Origin of the sequence: Nocardiopsis mangrovi (assembly GCF_042653925.1) — a bacterium.
Lineage (GTDB): Bacteria > Actinomycetota > Actinomycetes > Streptosporangiales > Streptosporangiaceae > Nocardiopsis_B > Nocardiopsis_B mangrovi.
This window is the reverse complement of record NZ_JBHSFQ010000008.1, coordinates 1-20,491: the sequence shown is the minus strand read 5'-3', so window position 1 is coordinate 20,491 and position 20,491 is coordinate 1. Positions and strand designations below refer to the sequence as shown.

At 71.7% G+C, this 20,491-nt stretch carries 1 protein-coding gene; it reads left to right on the top strand.

Features of this window, described 5'->3' with window-relative positions; genetic code table 11:
* Nucleotides 1-10: 10 nt before the first annotated feature.
* On the top strand, nucleotides 11-20,491 hold a 20,481-nt coding region (locus ACFO4E_RS10735; protein ID WP_378573464.1), incomplete at its 3' end, for an ADP-ribosyltransferase.

The following is a 20,491-nucleotide window of genomic DNA, read 5'->3' as shown; positions in this document are numbered from 1 at the left end:
GTAAAAGGCCATGGAGGGGGAGCTTCCGAAGCCTCTGGCGGACCTTTTCTACGGGCTGACGGGTTCGCCTTGGTTCACCGCAGACGAGGTGCTGCTGGGCGCGCTCGCGGATGTCCTCAAACGCGGAGCCACGCGGATCGAAACCGAAGTTCCGCCGCTCATCGACTCCGTCAAGCGCCGGGTGCGCTCCTCCTTCGACAGCCAGGCCGCGGAATTCTATGAAGAATCGATCGACAAGTTCACGACAGGGGAGACCAACTACGTAAAAATGACGGCCGACGCGTTGTACGAGCTCGCCGAGTTCGTGGAGGAAGTGCGCAAGCAGGTCGCATACACGAAGCGGATGATCATCGGGCAGCTCATCCAGCTCCTCGTGGAGATCGCCGCTGCCATCTTCATGGCCAAGTTCACCTTCGGCGCCAGCATGTCCATGATCCCCCTCCTCAAACGGATCACCAGCCTGTTCATCCAGCGCGCGCTGAATTTCCTGATCACCCAGCTTCTGGCGCATGTGATCTATAACACCTCCTTCGCGCTGGTGCTCGACCAGCTCATCCAGCGGAACCTGATCGCCCTCGGTATCCAGAACGGCAATGACGGCAAGTTCACGCTTGATGCCGGCGTCGGCGGTGCCCTCGACGGTCTTGTGGGAGGGTTCCTCAACAAGCTCAGCGACAAGGTCGCCAACATCTTCGGCGGCGACTTCGGCGACCTCCTCAAGCTCAACCTGAACAAAGGCGGGCCGGACTCGGTGCCGCCCCCGGGCCTGGGTAGAGGGCTCGGGGAGGAGACGCCCCTGCCGCCACCGCGCAACGGCGGCGACGTGCCGGACGGGAGCCCGTCTCCGGTCGGCGGTCCCTCGCCCACGGGCGACCGTGAGGTCGAGGCCGGGCCGTCGGGCGGCCAGAAGGACGGCCCCGACGGCGTGCCCGTGGGCGGGCCGGCCCTCCTGCCGCCACCGGTGCGCGACACCCCACCCCTGCCGACGCCTGATGCTCCGCCCCCGCCCGGCGGTCGCGAGGGTGTGCCCGAGACGCCGCCCGGTGTGGGCGGGCGGAGCCTTCCGCCGAGCCTCGTCGACGACGTCTCCCACGTGTTCGGCCGCAACGTCCACGACCTGATGCTGCCGTATGGGAGCACCCCGCGCCCGTGGGACAACGTGGCCACCGTGAACCGGTTCCGCGACGACATGGGCAACGTGTTCGCGAACAACTTCGGTGACCAGGTCGGCCGCGACGTGGCCCGCGACCTGGGGCGTGACTACGCCGACGCCTTCGCCGCGAACTGGGGCCGCCACGAGATCGGCGACGCCCTGGCGCGGGTGCTCGACAATGCTCCCGGCGGCCCCGCGGGCCGGCTGTCGCCGGAGGCGAACGCGTTCCTGTCCCGGGAGCTGCCCGAGGGGATCGGCCGCAGCCTGTCGCAGTTCGGCGAGGACTGGCGGCGCATGGCCGCGCAGTGGGTCGTCAACCCCGTTGAGGGGGCGGTGTCCAACGTCCTGGGTGAGGGCTTCAGCAACATGATCCTCACCCCGGAGCACGAGTTCAAGGTGACCGGCATGACGGCCGTCGCGGGGGCGAGCACCTCGCTGGTCGCCATGGGCGGCACCCTGGGCGGGATCAAGGGGATCGACGCCCTGCAGAACCTGTTCGCGTCCAACGGGGCCGGCGCCTCGCCCCCGCCGGTCACCGAATCCGACCCCTCCACCGCCGATGACGGCACCTCTGCCGGACGAGTGGGCGACACCGGCGGGACCGGGGGTGGTGGCGGCAGCAGCAGTGGCGGCGGTCCCGGCCACACCGGGGGCCCCGACAGCGACGACCTCACCGCCACCGCCGAGCCCCCGGTGACCGGGGACCTGTCCGGCACCGGTGACACCGCGCGTCCGGCACCTCCGCCCGAGGTGCGCCCCGACACGTCGGCGCGTCCTGAGGCGCCCGCGCCCATCCGCACGTCGTCCGACGCACCGCAACCGCCGTCGAACGCGCAGCCCCCGTCCGCGACGGGGCCCGGCGACCGTCCCGAGTCGGCTCCGTCCCGGGACGGCGAGCACACCCCCGACACCTCAGCACCCCCTGGGCCCGCCGGCGACCCGCCCCGGACCGGGGATGACGAGGTGTCCCCGCAGGTGGGCGACGATGCCGTGGACGCGCCGATCCTCGACGGGATGCCCGGCGACGGGGCCGCCGAATCCGCCGGGGGGGCGCAGGGCGACGGCACCGTGGGAGGGAACCCCGCGGCCGACGCCGCGCCCGCCACGGATGGTCCTACGGGAGTTCCGCCTGTCGTGGCGATGACGCCCCCGCCCGCGCAGGGTGGGGACGGCGCGGGAGCGCCGCGACCCGGCACCGCTGCCCCGCGCGGCGGCGCCGACAACAGTGCGCCGCGCGGCGACGGCGCGTCGGCTACCGCGTCCGGGCCCGTACTGGGCGAGGACGGCGCGCCCACCGTTGCCGGCGATGCCGTTGTGACGGGGGTGAACGGGCAGCAGGAGACGTCCGCACCCGAGGCCGTCGCGGCCTCGGCCCTCACCCCGATGGCGCGGGAATTCACGGACGCTCTGACGCCCCGGGCCACCGAGAGCGGCGACCTGCCCCGAAGCGACGAGGCCACACCGCCCCGCGAGGCGTCCGCGCCTGCGGAGTCCCACGCGTCCGGCCCCGGCCGGGCACCGGAGAGCGGGCCAACGGACGAGGCGGACGGGCGCGGTGCCAGGGATCCGCGCGACGACACCGACGAAGCCGGAGATGCGACCGAGGTCGCACCGCCCGATTCCCGGGCCGGCGAGCACGACCCGGCCGCCACCTCCATCAGCCCCGTCCCCGCGCCCGCGGCGACCCGAACCGGCCCTGGCCTCGATGAGGCCAGGGGGGCCGATGAGGTCGGGGAGCAGCGGGTGGCCGACGACGGCACCGCTGATGACGGTGACAGCCTGTACGACGAGCCCACGGTGTCGTCGCCGCCCGTTTCGGAGTCGGTGGATGCGGGCGGTCCGTGGCAGGGGAATCCGCCGACGACGCCGGACTTCGGGGCTTTGCGGGATCCCAAGGGGGGTAAGGAGGACGGGCCCCGTACGGTCGAGGAGATCCTTGCCGGCCTGGGCCTGGTCGACCACAGCCATGCGCTTGAGGACGTGCTCTCGAACTTCAACGGCGACTACATCGTCAGACCCGCCGACCGGTTCCGTTACACATATGCCGACGACGACGGCTACGGGGACGACGGCGCCGATTCCAGCAACCGGTATCCGTCCGTGCGCTACAGCGAGTACCCGAGCACGGTCCGGTACAGCCGGTATCCAGCGGCGGATGATGGGCTGTTCGACTTCTCCCCGTCGACCTCCCCGCAGGATGGCGGGGGTCGCGGTGGGGATCCGTCGCGGTCGGCGTCCACGTACCCGACGACGTCGGGTTACGGGTCCGGCTACCCCTCGACCCGCCAGGCATCGGGGAGTCGCGCGCCGGTCGATGGTGATTGGACTACGGACGACCTCTACGGCCAGGGGATCGATGACTCCCCCTACTACTCGGATGAGGACGTCCCTGTTTACAACCCGCCGGTCCGCCGGATCCCGCAGCCGGCCCATACATCGGGTATCCCTACGCACAATCCGTTCTTGTCGGGTGCGCCTGGCCGGGGGCAACCGTCCATCGCGGGTGGGTTGCTGGAGCTCGGCCTGTGGGGGATCGGGACCGCGCGCCCGCTTGTGCGCACGTTCGCCAGTGACGCCGAGGCGATCCGGTTCGGTCGTGACCACTGGGACGACTATGTGCGGAACTTGCCCCAGAGTGTGCAGGACAGCGTCAGGGCGCATTCGGATCCGGACTCGTATCGGCAGATGAACACGGCGCTTCGCTCGGGCGGGCGCCTGGACGCGGTGACCCGGGGGTATATCGAGAATGTGGACTGGGCGCTGGTCGGCAGGCCCGTGCCCGAGGACATCATGGTGACCCGCGGGATGGGCGTCAACCACCTGCCGGTGGCTCCGCAGCACATGGTGGGCCGCAGTATCCGCGAGATGGGCTATCTCTCCACATCATTGGGGGGTCCGGCCCCGTCGTTCGATAACAACCAGGCGATCGTCTACATCCGGGTTCCGGAGGGGACGCCTGCGATCTGGATGGAGCGGTTGTCGACGTTCGGTGTCGTGGAGCGGGAGCTGATGATCGTCCACGATCTTACGTTGTCGTTTATTGATGTCGTTTACCACAATGGCCAGTGGCACATGATGGCGGAGATCGATCCGTATTCTCTGCCCGGCGCTGCTCATGATGGTGCCTCGTCCGGTCGGTCCGGTAGTGGTTCTGGTGACCGCGACCGGAATCGTGACGGGCACCGTGAGCGTAGGGGTGACCGTCACGGCTCTGATCGGCGGGATCGTGGTTCGGGTCATGGTCATGGCCGTTCGGGTGGATCGCGGCATGGCGGGGATTCAGGTTGGGGTGGGCACCGTCGCCGGCCCGGTGATGGCGTGCCGGTGCAGGAGTCCGGTGCGGGGGATCAGCGGGTGCCGGACCTGGTGTCGGACCAGGTCACGCGGGGTGTCCCCGCTGATGACGGTGACAGCCTGTACGACGAGCCCACGGTGTCGTCGCCGCCCGTTTCGGAGTCGGTGGATGCGGGCGGTCCGTGGCGGGGGAATCCGCCGACGACTCCGGACTTCGGGGCTTTGCGGGATCCCAAGGGGGGCAAGGGCCGTGAGGACGGGCCCCGTACGGTGGAGGAGATCCTTGCCGGCCTGGGCCTGGTCGACCACAGCCATGCGCTGGAGGACGTGCTCGCGAACTTCGACGGCGACTACATCGTCAGACCCGCCGACCGGTTCCGTTACACATATGCCGACGACGACTACGCCGACACCGCGCACCCGCAGTATCCCGCCGGGACGCAGTTCTCCCCGTACCCCGCGACCGTGCAGTACTCGCAGTACCCGGCCGCGACCTACGATGAGTCCGCGGCGACGCACTACCAGGAGCCGGCGGCTTCGACCGGGGAGACCGCGCAGGCCCGGGACGAGGACGCCGACGAGCCCGTGCAGTGGCACGGGACCTACACCGGCATCGAGGACCTCGTCGCCGCCACCGAATACGACGTCGTGGACCGGCGGACATTCAACGCGGACGGTAACGACGGCAGCACCGAACTCATGCACTTCGCGAACGGTGCGCAGGCGGTCTACAAGGAGACCGAGGGGACCATACGCGCCCGCGACCGCGCCGATGCCGAACAACTCGGCTCACTGGTCGGCCGCGCCATCGGCGCCAACGTCCCCGGCGTCCTGCGCGTCGGCGAGTTCGAGATGTTCATGCACTTCATGAGCGGGGAGTCCGGGACCACCCATATCGAAAACCCGCGATCCCCGCTCCTCCGCACGCGGGACGGGCACGTCCTGGGCCTTCTCGACGTGCTGATCGCCAACGGCGACCGCAATCCGGGCAACTGGCTGGACCAGGGCAATGGGCACGTCGCGGGGATCGACCACGGCAAGGCCTGGTTCACGTACGAGTACACGCCGGAGGACCCCACCGACCTGGACGGGCTGGCCTACACCAACGGCATGCGGCCGTTCTACGACTTCGACGACAACAGGTGGATCCGCAACCCGTTGACCCGGGACGACATTCGGTGGATGCGGCCCCGGCTCGCCCGGCTCTACGGCGAGTTCGAGCGCTTGGGCCGGACGGACTGGTTCGACGAGATGATGGCGCGTTTCGACATGCTGGCCCGCAACGCGCGGGGGACCTCCAGCCTGTTGGCGCGGGGCAGTGATCTTCCCGGTTCTCGCCGTGATGGCGATCCTCCCGCGCCCGGGGGTGGGCAGGGCGGGTCCTCTTCGTCCCGGTCGGCGTCGGGTTCCGGGGGAGGTACCGGGCGGCGGCACCACGGGTCGGGTCATGGGAGCTCCCGGCATGATGGACGTTCGGGTCCGAGCGGGCATCGCAGGCACGATGTCAGTGAAGCACCCCTTCAGGACTCCACTACCGCGGACCAGCAGGTCCCGGACCTGGCTGCGCACGACGACGCCGTCGATGCCCGTCGGGAGGCGGCGGAGCTGCGGGTTGCTGCCGACGCCGCGAGGACGCGTGCGCAGGAGCCGGCCTCTGGGGCCGAGGGCGAATCCGTACGGCAGGAGGCGCAGGCCGCCGCCCATGCGGCCGAGGTCGCGGCCGATGATGCGGAGTATTTCGCTGATCTCGCTGAGGTGGCCGCGCGCACCGCCGAGCGGCGCGCCGACGACCTCGCCAGGGACGTCTTGCCCGAAGCCGAGGTCGGGGAGCGGGACGGTATCGACGGTGCCGCCGACGATGACGGTGACAGCCTGTACGACGAGCCCACGGTGTCGTCGCCGCCCGTTTCGGAGTCGGTGGATGCGGGCGGTCCGTGGCAGGGGAATCCGCCGACGACTCCGGACTTCGGGGCTTTGCGGGATCCCAAGGGGGGCAAGGGCCGTGAGGACGGGCCCCGTACGGTGGAGGAGATCCTTGCCGGCCTGGGCCTGGTCGACCACAGCCATGCGCTAGAGGACGTGCGTCCGTACTCCGAGGGCGACGCCGATTACATTGTTGAACTCGCCGACCGGTTCTCCTACTCCTCCGCCGACGATGTTCTCAACGACGCTACGCCCACCCCGATCGGGTCGCCTCATCAGCAGGCGGCGACGGGAAGTCCCGTCGACCCGGCGCCGGCCACGGCCCCGCCGCCGGCGGCGACGGGAGTGCCCGCGCCCTCGACGGCGGGGCAGGGCGGTCCGGCGGGGTTCATGCCCGCTCAGGGCATGGTCGACGGGGGCGACGGGCGGCAGGACCCGGCCATGGCGCCCGCCGAACCCTCCGTGCCTGCCGAGGCCGCGGCGGAGCCGGCCGGTGCGGGGGCGTCCGGGTCCGGCTCTTCGGCGGCACAGGGCGCCGGTGGCGGTGCGGGCCGGTTGCGGTTGTTTCTCCGGGATCCGGCTCCGGTCCGCGATGATCTGCCCGATCTCGCCCCGGACAACGGGACCGTCCGGTCGGAGCGGATGCTGTCCATTCCCTTCGTTGATGGGCCTGACAGCGGGTCCTCCCGGGTGAGTGTCGAGTTCGCCACCCCGGGGGGCCGGATGCGCGCGGATGTGGAGGTCCAGCGCCCGTTCCTCGAGTTCTCAGCGGTCGAGTTCCCCGGCGGGGACGGGGCGGCTTCCCGCTACCTCCACGAGGTCGTGGTGCGGTTGCGCGTGCTCGCCATGGACGACAACGCCGCCGCCGACGCCGCGTACATCGAGGCCGTGGAGGCGGCCACCACGGCGCTGAAGCGGCGGATCGAGGAGTGGTTCAACAACAAGTACGTGCTGCCGCGCAGCGGTGCCCAGCTGCGGGTGTCCGTGGGCGACGGGAGACCAGGGCTGTTGTACCACGCCACCGTCACGTGGTATCCGGTGCCGCCCGCGGCCGACGGGTCGCCGACCCCTGAGCCGGGTCCGGACGCACAGGCCTGGGGGGTCGGCGAGATCCTGCGGCGGCTGAGGCTGCTGGACGTGAATCCCGCGCAGGGTGCGGACCGTCCGTATGTCGCGCGGCAGACGCTGGAGCTGATCGAGAACGCCGCGCCGATCAGCCACGGCCTGTCGGCTCTCGCCACCACGGGGGGCGAAAACCGGCCGAAGCCGGTGGTGCGCCAGTTCTCCAGCGACTTCGTGACGTCACCTCCCGCTTCCCCCGACGCGCCGCCGCTGATCGTCGGGATCGAGACCGCCTACGGGCATGTGCGGGCGGAGGTGAAGATCCTCAACCGGTTCTTCGAGTCCTCCACGGTCGAAATCGGCGGGGACGACCGGGGCGGTCCTACCGCGGCCCGGGACATCACGCTGCGCGTCGCCGGTTACTCCCCTCCCGGGATGGACCGTGCGGCCCGGCAGGAGGCCTTTCTGGCGGTCAAGACGTACATCGAGCGGGTGTTCAACGGTATGTACGTGCTGCCGCGCAGTGGCCATCAGCTCAATGTGCACCTTGAGTGGGCGACACTCGACACCCGGCCCGAGCATACTCATTTCTTCTTGGTGTTGGCCCCGGTTCCAACCGCGGCCGGTGGTTCGCCGGTTCATTCCGGTGCTCCTGTCGTCCGGGGACTGGGTGAGGTGCTGCGGCGGCTGGGGATGCTGGACGGCGACCCGGCGCGGGGGGTGGCAGAGCCGTATGTGCGGCGGCTGACGCTGGCGCGATTCGAGGCCATGGTGGAGCCGCGTCTGGAGCGGCGGTGGGGGGAGGATGTCCGGGCGTCGGACGTCGCGCACGAAGGGGTGGTGCCGAGCCCGTCGCGGTGGAGAGGCGAGGGGAAGGCCGAGTGGGCGGCCGCGCGGGCGGCCGCGCAGGTCCACCAGGTGGGCCTGCACGTGGACGCCGGGTGGCCCGAGATGATGGTGGATGCCCGTCCGGCGAGGCGCTTGGGCCCGGACGATCACCCCGAGGAGCCGCACCTGCTCCGTTATGAAGGCACGCGGAGGTTCGAGTGGAAGCGGGTCGAGATCCCCGCCCGGTACCGCAAGCCGGGGGGACCGACCCACATCGTGGAGATGACCTACCGCCCCCGGGTCCTGCGCGCCAAGGGGATGACGAAGGCGCAGTACAACGCCTATCTCACGGCGGTCCGTAAAGAGACGGAGGCCATGTGGAACGGCCAATTCCGGCTCCGCGGCGATGGGACCGTCGTGAACGACCAGGGTGCGGCGGTGCACCGGCTCGACCCGCGCCTGTTCGCGACGCTCTTCGGTGAAGGGAGCCACCGGGACGCCGACGACCTGAACGGCAACGAGGCGAGGTTGTCCGGCCCCGGCCCGCAGCCCGGAACCGGCGACCAACTGCACATCAACCTCGAACTCGCCGACGACACCACCCCTCGTGACCAGGTGCACCACATCATCACCCTGCACCACGGGGACGACGTTCCTACGTTCCGTGACCTGCCGCCCATGAACACGAGCACATGGTTCGACAGCTTTCCTGCGAAAGCCGCCGTCCATGAGATCGCGCACCTTCTCGGCCTGCCCGACCAGTACCCGGACTCGAAGTCGGTCTTCCGCTCGGACCCGCGCGGCAACTCCGTACGCCCCGGACCACGCCTTATGAACTCCTGGGAGTGGTCGAAATTCTCCGAAGGGCGGTACAGGGAGACCCGCTCGCCCGTCGTATGGATCGACGACCTCGACAGGTTCGGCTCCGTCATGGAGCACGGCACCGGGGACTACGCGACACCGCTCCGGGTCGCCGATCTGACGGATCCGTCCAAGACCCGCCTCGCCCGGACACTCGAACCCGGTATGGACGCCGCCGATCCGCGGCGGCTCAAGGTGGTCCACCGCTTCGCCCTGGCCGTCGAGTTGTATACCAGGAACTGGGACGGTGCGCGGATCGCGGCTCAGCTCGTCTCCGCCACGGATGCGGCGGCGCTTGTCGCCGTCCGCGAACCGGTCACCGTCGCGGCCGATGCGCGGGCCGCCGCGCGTCGCGAGGAGGCGAGCGCAGCCCGGGCCCGTGCTGCCGGCGATGACGCCGCGGCGCGCACGGCCGTTGCCCGTGCCGCCGATTTCGAGAAGGCCGCGCGCGCCGCTGATGCCCGTGCGGCCCATGCGCGCGAGCACGCCGCCGACACGGGCGCGGTTGCCCGTGCCACCCAGGCGCTCCAGGCCTTCTATGCCGACGTCAATCGGTGGCGGGACAGCGGTCGGCTGGCGCGGGCGATGGATTACGTCAGCCGGGCGGGGGCGGGTGTGACGGCCGCCGCATACGTGACCAGAACACTTCCCCAATCCGTGATGTTCAGACTCGCCCACACACTGACCGGTTCGAACGATCCGGCGGACGGCGCCCCCGCGCTCACCATCTTCTCTGCGGGCCGTGACCACGCGGCCGGGCGTGGCCCGCTCGCCGATATCCCCGCGGGTCAGGGACGCCCCGCTATCACCGCGGATGAGATCAAGGCCCGGCTGGAGCAGTGGCGTTCCAGGAACCTCCTGGTCGAAGGGCTTCGCGTCTACCATGACACCGGTCTGCGGGTGGAGGGCTCCGAATGGATCGGCGCCCTGCCCGACGTCGGCCGCGCCGCACTCATCGGCAGCCTGTTGCCTCCGCCCGGCCCGCGGCCTGATCCGGTTCCTCCGGTCGGCCCACAGCCGGATCCGGTGCCGGGACGCCTGGGCCTGCTGCCGCGGCCCGTAGCGGAACAGGCCGCTCTGGACATCCTCGGCGCGAGGTACGACCAGGTTGCCCGCAAGAAAAAGCTGTCGGGTCTCATCGTGGCCGTCCCGGGATACCCGGAAGTCCGGCTGACCGCGGATCAGGTGCGGGACCAGCTCGTCGAATGGCAGGGCAGGGATGTCCTGAGCGATGCGCCGGGACGCCTGCGTCAGTTGGGCGTTCCCGTCACCGATGAGCAGATCGCCGCTCTCGCGTCGGCGCCGGATGGGCGGGGTACGTCGTCGGAGCAGAGGACGGGGCCGCGAGGTGTGAAGCGGCCGGGCTCCTCACAGATCGGGCCCGAGCACCGCCCCGCGCAAGCGGGATTCGGTCCTCCGGAGGACGCGGAGGCCGGCGGGCACGCCGAGGAGGACCCGGGCTGGTGGCCCGCCGACTCCACCGATTCCGCCGGACCGGCTGGCGCTGAGTCTCCCCGCTTCGGTCCGGCGCAGGCTGACGATGTCCATGCTGACGCCGCGATTTCCGAGCGGCCGGTTCCGCCGCCCGAGTCGCCTGCCGTCGGCCCCGCCATCTCCGGTATCCAAGGAGATGCTTCGGGCGGGCACGCGAATGAGAGAGCGTCCGGGGAACCCACCGGTCCGGCTGCGCCCTCGGAGCTTCCCACACCGCAGTCGGAGACCGACGGCGGGGGCGGGAACACCGAATCCGGTTCCGTGGTCGGCGAACGCGACCGTGTGCGCAACCCCCTCAACAGCAGGGGTTCGGGCACGACTCCGCCTCCGGTGTCGGAGGCGAATGCCGGGCCGGGCCCGGCCGATGCCGCGGAGCTCCGCCCCGCTTCCCGTGATGACGTGACCGGCGCCGGCGACTCGCCGCGGCCGACGGCGGCCGGCGACGCCGATACCGGCGTCCGGGCGGCGGGCACGGAGACGGCGGCGGGTGTCGATCCCGTGGCCCGGGCGGCCGAGGCGGGCACCCGGCCGAACGCGCCCGCGAAGGACTCGTCCGAGAAGAATCCGCCCGTGGACGTCGCGCCGAGGAAGGGCAGCGCCGAGCGGTCCGATCCACCGCCCCCCGACAGGACAGGGGAGGACAGGGCGGACGACGCCGTCGAATCGCCCCTGTTCACCGGGGACGGCGACGCGACGCTCGGCGGCGAACGCCCCGCCCCGCCCGCGGAGCCCGGTCGCACCGCCCCGGAATCCTCTGGGCGGTCCGGGCTCCGCCGTGCGCTCGCGGGTGAGCGAGGCGCCGACCCCGCCTCGACGACGGCGCCGCCATCGGGGACCCGCACGTCCCGTGCTCCGGTGGCGACCTCCGAGACCCCTCCTGCAACCGGCCGGAGGCTGAACTACCTGTTCAGGAGCGGCCAGATCGAGGCACCCCTCATCGGCCCCGCCGCCAACAAGCTCATCGCCCGGATGCGCGCCGAGCTCAGCGGCCGTGGCGGGATGCGCTCCGACCTCGATGGCCGGCTCTCCCTCGGCGAGATCAACGCGATCGAACGGCAGGTGCGCGCCGACTTCGAGCGCGATTCCCGGCCCTACTTCGCGCCCGGCGGCCACTCCTTCACCATTCAGGGCCGCGGCGGGCCGCGGAAGGTCGCCCTCAAGCTGTCCCCGGAGGGGGACTCCTGGCAGCCCGTGCCGCGTTCCGGGCCGGAGCCGGCACAGACCGGACCCGGCAGCCGGCCCGACGTCAAAGCCAAGAGCACGGCGGAGCACAAGGCCAAGTCGTCGCGGAAGGGGGCGGCGACCTCCGCGGCGGCCCTCGGCGGGTCGTTCTCCATCACGGCCTTCGGGCTGGCCCCGGCCGACGCGCCCGTTGCGGGACCGGTCTTCACCTTCTCGTTCAGCGGAACCCGCAACCAGCGATCCACCAGCTATTCCGTCGGTGAGGGAATCTCCGGCAAGAGCGAGGTGTCGCTGAAGGGCACGCCCGAAGAGTTCGTCAACGCCCTGCGGGCGGAGCTGACCGTCGACCCCCCTGCCTCCGCCTCGCGCCGCGTGTCCCGCAGCGGACTCCCGGGATCGCCGCACCGCTGGCGCGGCGATAACCGCGGCGCCGACGTGGAGCTGACCGAGAGGCCGGTGGCCTCCCGCGTGGTGGTGCCGGAGGGACTGAGCATGTCCATCCCCGGCGGCCTCGAAGACCGCGGCGCGGCCGCCGATCCGGCCACAGCGGCCCCGGCGCGCATCGTCCTGCCCGACCCCTTCGGCACCGGTCCCCGCCCCGCGGGCACGCAGAGCGGGCAGGGGACCCGGGTGGGCAGCGGGCACCCGCTCACCGTCGATCCCATCGACGGCCTGACGAGGCAGATCCGCCAGGGGCTCGGCATCGGCACCGACCACCCCACCAGCGCGGACCTGGACCGCGCCACGACCCCTGATGCCCTTCAGGAGATCCTGCCGTCGCTGGACCGCGGTCCGGTCCCCGTGGCCGTGGTCGTCGACGGCAACGGTGCGGTGCGCGTCGTCACGATGTGGTCGGTGCCCCGGGTGCTGACGCGCATCGACGACGTACCGGCGAAGGCGTCCTTCAGCCGGAGCCACAAGAGCGACAAGGAAGCGGGGCTGACGGCGAAGCGGACGACCAACCTGAAACTCGGCGTCGGGCTCGGCGCGGTCGTGTCCCTGGTCAATGGCATCCTCCGCTTCAACATGCCCCACTTCGAGTCCTCGTTCAAGGCCGAGGCCTCGTCGAGCCGGGCCATCTCGACGGGGGGCGGCCGGGCGGTCAAGGCGCACTCCGACAAGGTCGAGACCTATGAGGTCCAGCGGGCGTTCTACGCGACCGTTTCCGGCGACCGCACGCAGATGCGGACGGAGGGCCGGTCGGTCGAGGAGATCGCGGTGGCCGACGCCCGGCGCATGGCCGGCCTGGACGCGCCCACCCCCGAGGCCGCCGCGCGGCGTGTTCCGCGCTTCGACCACCTGACCGTCGACCGCCCTGCTCATTGGGGCGGGACGACCCCCCGGGAGGTGGTCCACCAGGACGGCAGCCGTTACCGGAGCGCGCCGCAGACCGGAACCCCGGCGCCCGGCGCCACCGTCCCCGCGCCCCGGCCCAGCACCTTCTATGAGGACTACGCGCGGTCGGTGCTGATCGGGATCGCCGATGCGCACCCCGGTCTGGTGGTGCCCGAGCTCGCCACCATGTCCAAGGACACCTTCGCCCGCCGCCCCAGCGCCGGGCCCGACGACCCCCGCACGGCGCGCGAGTTCCGCGGTCTGCGCCGCGACTACGAGCAGGCGGTCGCCAACACGCTCATGGTGCTCGATGCGATCACCCCGGACAACCTGGAGGGGCGACTGGGCGAGTGGACGGGCCCCGGGATCGACGTGCACTTGGTGGAGACCACGAGCATCGACCCGCGCCTGGCCAAGCGGGGCGGCTTCTTCCGGCCCCCGTTCGTGTCGGTGCGGCTGCACGCCGAGGCCACCGGCCGCGCCTTCGGCGGCACCTCGACGATAGGGACCGAGTTCGCCGTGTCGGGATCGGCCGGGCAGACGGACGGGCGCGACCGGAACAAGACCTGGAGCGAACAGTTCAGCATCGGGGTGCAGGGCCGCGACCCCGCGGCCGATGCGACCGGCCTGCGGAAGAACATCGGGATGTTCAACGCGGTGGCGGAGGCGTCCCAGCCGCGCGGACGCGCCCAGGAGCACGGGGCCAAGGGATCGACCGAGAGCAAGGCCAAGACCACCGGAGACACCGATGTGTGGTGGTGGGACCTCAACGCCGGCGCCACGATCGCCAAGTTCCGCAAGGCCGACGACCTGGGCGTGATCGACGAGGGGGCGACCGCCCGCGATCAGGGCGGGCGTGACGCGGCCGCGGCCGACGGGGACACCCCCGCCGCGCACGGCCAGGGCGCGGCGGTCTACGACGGGCACGCCGTCACGATCCAGGGCCCCCGTGGGCGGCTGGAGGTCGAGTCCGCGGCCGGCCGGGACGCGGATCCCGCCGGGCCCCGCGACACCCGGGACACCGCCACCGATCGGCCCACGACAACGAGCGTGAGCACCGCCCGGCGGGCGTCGGTGCCGCAGCCTCCCACGACCGAGAACACCTCGACCCCCGTCACTCAGGAACGCCGGGCCTCGGCACCGGCCGTCTCCACCCCGGATATGACCGGTCGCGCCCCGGGGACCACAACGGCGCCCGCGGGTCCGCGCCGGCTGTCGGACGCCGACGCGCGTGCGCTGGTGCTGGGTACCGCGCGGCGCCCTGTCCCGCATCCGCTGGACGGTGTGCCCACCGCGCCCGACACCGTGACCGCGCCGGATCTGTACCGGCTCGGCAACCGGCTGCTGACCGATACGACCCCGGGGTTCCAGGACTTCCTGAGCCGCTCCCGGGGCGCCCATGACTACGTGCGCCAGCTCCTGCTCTCGGCCACGCTCACGGGCAATATGCCCCAGCTGCTGGCGCGGTTCGGGCTGCGCAGCGGCCGGTTGCAGGTCGACACGTCATGGCTGTGGCGGGGTCTGCCGACCCTGGTCACCCGCGCCGTCCGCGGCGACTTCCGGCTGCACGACCCGATGCCCACCACCACGGTGGAGATCTCCACCAGCGGCGAGGTGGGCATCGGCGCGACCCGCGTCCACGGCGGCCACACCCGCTCACTGGCGCTCTCCGCCCGGTTCCGGCACAACCCCAACGACGAGGTCCCCCCAGGGACCGACCCCGCCCCGGGCCTGGACACGGCGCGCCTGCCCAACCCCATGCCCGGCGGGTCGTGGACTCCGTACTCGCGCTCGACCACGATGAGCACCGCCGAGTCGGTCACCGTGTCGCGGACCACGACCGTGGGCCCGCAGGGCGGATCCTTCCCCTACACCGCCGACCTGTCCTTCGACCAGGCGGCCGAGGCCAAGAAGGACTGGAAGTTCGCCGTGACCGTGCCGCGCCGCTCCTCCACGGCCACCCACCACGGCGTGCACACCGAGGTCCCCGGAGCCGAGTTCGGCTACATCGCCGAGGCGGAGGTGTATGCGGCCGGCCTGGTCGACGACGCGGTGGGAACCGACACCGACGGCAGCCCCGTTGCGACGACGCTGCTGGGCCACGACGCGCCCCAGCCGGACTGGGCGCCGCGGCCGGGGTTCACCGGACTGGGCCACCGCCGCGAGGGCCCCGACCCCGGCCCCGTGGTCGACGCGCTCGTTCAGCGGCTGGCCGATGCGGGGCTGGAGCTGACCGGGACCAGCCGTGAGGAGCTGTTCCAGCGAGTGGGCGCGCACATCACGCGGGGGCTGGACGACGCCACCGGCCGGGCGGTGCCCATCGATGTCAAGGTCCGCTCCACACACCTGGTCCACGCCTCGTCCCCGGGCAGGATCACCGTGGACGTCATCCGCCAGGGCGGCGAGGTGGACCGGGTCGGGGCCAAGGCCGACTTCACGGACTCGCGCTCCCGCACCACCGATACCACCCGTTCCGCTGGCACCAAGAAGGACAGCACCGTCGGCGGCGAGTTCGCCGGGGTCAGCGCGCTGCCCCACAACGGCGACGAGCGCCCGGTGACGGAGGCTCCCACGAGCAGACCGGTGTCCCTCCCTATCGTGGGCGATGCCTCGCGCCAGAGTGGGGTCTCGACCACGCAGAGCACGGGCGATTCGACCACCGAGACCGCCGACACCACCATCACCGGCCCCTACGGTGTCCTGGGTGCCGACGCCTCGCTGCGCCTGTACCTGGAGATCGACGGCCGCGACCCCATCGTCGCCGAGGCGCCCGCGGGGCGGATGAGTGAGCTCTACCCCGCCCCCTACCTCACCGGAACAGGCGGCCCCGCGGCCGACGCCCCCAGAGCGGGCGCCCCGAGCCTGTTGCCCTCGCCCGGCCAGCGGCTCGAACCGGCGGCCCGGGAGTGGACCGCCGACCGGCGCCGCCGCGCCGGCGGACGGGCGCCGACTCCGCGGCTGGAGGCGCTGTCGGTCGCCGGCGACGGTGCGGCGGTCACCGGGGCGGGCTACATCGCCGCGGCGCGGGCCTCGGGGTGGCAGCCGCAGGGCGCTTCGGCCCCCGAGATGGTCCGCTCGGCGCGGAAGTACCTGGAGGGCGCGATGGGGCCGCGGGTGGAGAACATCCCCGCCGCCCTGACCGGCTTGACGCTGACGGCGAACTTCGCGCCCGCGTCCGGGAGCGGGACGGGCCTGCCCAACCTGTTCCGGGACAAGGCGATCGTCTTCGCCGACCTCGAGTGGCGCCTGCACGCGGTGCCCCGTGCCGAGGGCGCCCGGCTGATCGACGTGTCGGTCGACTCCGCCCACGGAGGTTCCCGGCAGGACGCACACAAGGACGAGACGTCGGTGGAGCACTCCACCACCACGTCCGGCGGTGTGACCGGGCGTGCGATCGGGACCGTGCCCGACGACAACTGGCCGCTCGGCTCGGCGAACGACGGCCAGTCCACGGCCGTCTCATCAGCCGCGGGGACCTCGCGGACCACCGCCACCGACCACCCCGGGCGCCCGCCCGTATCGAGTAAGCGGGCCTACCTGGTCGCGGTCCCCACGACATGGCTGGTCGCCGCGGAGTCGCCGGTCGCCGAGGTCAAGCACCTCGGGTTCACCCGCAACCAGGTCGGCATGGCGGAGGTCGAAGCGGAGGTCGTCACCTGGGTCGACCACGAGCAGGCGCGTCAACTGGGGCTCCTGGACGGCGTCGAGACGAACAAGGATCTGTGGGACGCCCTGTACACGGCCCAGGAGAAGTTCGGCGAGACGGAGAAGACCTACTTCGAGGCCCGCCAGAAGCTCCCGGAGCTCGTGCGAAGCGTCGAGGAAGCGCACCGGAGCGGTGATACCGCGCGCCTGAGGGACGCGCGAACGGCGTACGACACCCAGCGAGAGAAGACGGACGGCCTGCACGCCGAGTTCCGCCAGGGATTCGAGGTCTGGAGCGCGGCCCGCGACGCGGCCCGGGAGTCCCTGGAACTGCCGCGGCTGGAGCGCGCGGTCCAGGACACCCGGGCACGTGAAGGAGAGGATCCCAAACACGGCCGGAACGCCCAGGCGGCCCTGGACGCGCAGCGCGCGACGGTCGACCGCCTGCGTGACCGGGCCCGGACCGCCTACAGCGACTGGGACGCCACCCGGACCAAGCCGGTAGCGACGCAGGAGTCCGCACCGCCGAACGCGCGGGGTTCCCGGCCGACCGCTCCTCCTGGTTTAGAGCCGACGTCCCCGCCGGTGCCTTTGGAAGCGCGGACACAGGTGCCCGGTCCCGCGGACGACGCCGCCCCGGCACCGGCCGACGATCCCGACCGGTACACGATGCGGGGGGCGCTGCCGAACGCCTCCGAGCTCGGGGACGACAGCGGTCCGGCACCCGGAGAGGCCCCGGCGGAACCCCGGCCGAGATCTCCCGAACCGCCGCAAATGGACGTGCGCGGACGGATGCGCGCGGAGACGACGGGTGCCTTCAGGCGGGACACCGATTCCGGGGACGAGGACTTCGGGGTCCACCAGCGCCATACCGAGTCGGATCCGAACGACGAAATGCCGTCGTTGCCCGGACCGTGGACGCGTGACCCGTGGCAGACGGAGTCGCGAACAGGGCGGTATGCGTTCGATTCACCGCCGACGAGCCCCCGCGGGGGGACACCCGTGGACACCTCCGCGGTGGACCCCGATTCCGCGGATGACTTCGTGCTCCCGCCGGCGGTGGGCCACAGGGGCGGTGCTCACACCGTGCCGGAGGGGCGCGGCGCCGCGCCCTCGATCGAGGCAGGCGACAACGGGCCGCCTGTGCCGCCCACACCACAGCCCTCTGCTGTAGCGGAGCAGCGTCCCGCACCGGTGCTCGGCGAGAACGGGGGGACGACGGAGCCCGAGCGGGAGACGGAGCTCCCCGAGCCGCAGCCGTCGCATCCGTCGGCGCCGGCGGCGGAGCGCCCCGGGCAGGGTGCGCCGCTTCCCGAGCGCCAGGCGGCCCCGCTGCCCGACGAGCCGGCGCAGCAGCCCTCGCCCTCTGTCCCGCTGCGGACGGAGCCCGCGACGGGGGAGATCGGCGATGCGGGACGATCGCCTCTGCCGCAACCGGAAAGCGGCCTGAGCTACTTCGAGCTGTTCAGCAGTGTGCTGACCCCCAAGGACGCCACGCCCCGCAATCGGGTTGCCGAGCCGGAGGCCCCGGCCGGGGCGAGCCGTCCCGCGGCCGCGCCCGCGGAGGGTGACGACCGCCCCGTACCCCCGGCAGACCAGGCCGTGCCGCCCGCCGACGGTCAGCGGGAGGGCCCGGATCCCGCCGATGACCGGCGGGGCGCCCCCGACCCCGGCGACACCGAGGACTCCGCCGACAGCGACGCCGACAGCGACGGGGGTGGGGACGTCCACGACCGCTTCGGCCGCCGCGGCGATGACGATGACGATGCCCCGGCTCCCGGGGCTGGCGGTCAGGGCCCCGCCGCCTTCGGCTCCGCGGGCGTCTCGCGCTCCGGCGGCGAGCAGGCCGATGGCAATGGCAGTGGCCGGTCGTCCACCGGCCCGGCGGGTACCACCCGCGGCCCGGACGCGGGCAATGAGCGGGAACACACAGCACCGGACGACTATGCGGATGCCGACGACGACCTCTACGCCTCCTCCCCGGAGCCGTCGCCGGGACCGGCCACTCCCGTGGATCCGGGCGACCCGTGGGGCGGTAATCCTCCGGTGAGACCGGATTTCAGTGCTCTGTTGGGTCCGAAGTCGGCGAAGGATGCGCCGTTGCTTTCGGCTGCGGATGTGATCGCTGATCTGACCAATCGGTGGGTTATCCGGGCCCATGCCGAGCAGGAGGCCGTTAGGCAGGTCTTCATGGCCGGCACCGACTCGGGGCATCTCCCGGATGGTTCTGGTGGTGACTCCGGTGGCGGGGCAGGGTCGTCGGCCGGTGACGGGGGCACCGGGATTCCTGTCACGGCTCTGGAGGGTCTGGATCGTACGATCGCCGCTCTGGCCGGGCAGGGTTCGTCGATCCGCCAAATCGCCCATCGCATCGTGAAATCGTCCAAAAAGGTCGCGGATCATCTTCATGCCATGTACGCCCGTGTGGAGGGTGTGGGACCGGCCAGGGACGAGAGAGGCCGCAGAAGGGACCTCCTGGCGGCGTTGGGTCGGTTGGCGCGGGATGCGGGGTTGGAACCTGATCCGGCGCACCTTCAGGGACTGATGGTTTCGGTTTCGGATCTTGTCGGTCTGGATCGTACGATCGCCGCTCTCGCCGGGCAGGGATTGTTGACCTCCGTCATCGCCGAGCAGACCGGGGAGTCGATGCCCACGGTCGACTATCGCCTTGCTGCCATGTACGCCCGTGTGGAGGGTGTGGGACCGGCCAGGGACGAGAGAGGCCGCAGAAGGGACCTCCTGGCTGAGTTGGGTCGGTTGGCGCGGGATGCGGGGTTGGAACCTGATCCGGCGCACCTTCAGGGGGTGATGGTTTCGGTTTCGGATCTTGTCGGTCTGGATCGTACGATCGCCGCTCTCGCCGGGCAGGGTTTGACGATCCCTGACATCGTCGAGAGCACCAGGACACGGGAGGGCACGGTCAAACGTCAGCTTCGTGCCATGTACATCCATGTGGAGGGTGTGGGTGCGGCCAGGGACGAGAGAGGCCGGAGAAGGGACCTCCTGGCGGCGTTGGGTCGGTTGGCGCGGGAGGCGGGGTTGGAACCTGATCCGGCGCTCTTGCGCGGTGCCGCCACCGGTGGTCGGACCGGTATCGCGGGCGTGGTCCCCGCACCGGGTTCCCACGAGGTCGCCAACGACCCTGAGTGGCTCCCTGACGCTGACGGCGGTGTCTCGCCGGGGGATCCTCTGACGGATTTCCTGGTGGAGGCGGGTGCGTTGTCGCCTGATGCCCGCGGCACGCGCGGTGTTGCACCGCGGAGCCCGGAGGCTGGACCCGCCCACGATCCTGAGGATCTGCCTGATGCCGATGGTGTCGGTGGTAGTGCGACAGGTGGTGGGCTGCTGCCTGCGCCTGCGTCGTCGTCTGTGTGGGGGCGTGGTGGTGCCGGGGGCCAGGAGCCGGGTGGGGGTATGGGCAACACTGTCCGGGCCCGGGTCGATGACGTGGCCGCTGATGAGTGGGCGCGGATGGGCCTGCCGATCCTGGAGACCGTTGAGGGGGCGGTGGCCGGGGTGGAGGGCGCCCACGTCCTGGCCATCACTCCCGACCAGGCCCATTCCGTGTGGGAGTACACGCGTTATGCCCGCGACATGGTCGACGACGGGCTGGCCGCCGACGGCGATGTCGCGCCCGACGACCACGACGATTTCTGGTGGATCGTCGGTGATATCGATGCGGTTCTGGAGCGGGCGATGCTGCCGGTGGCGGTC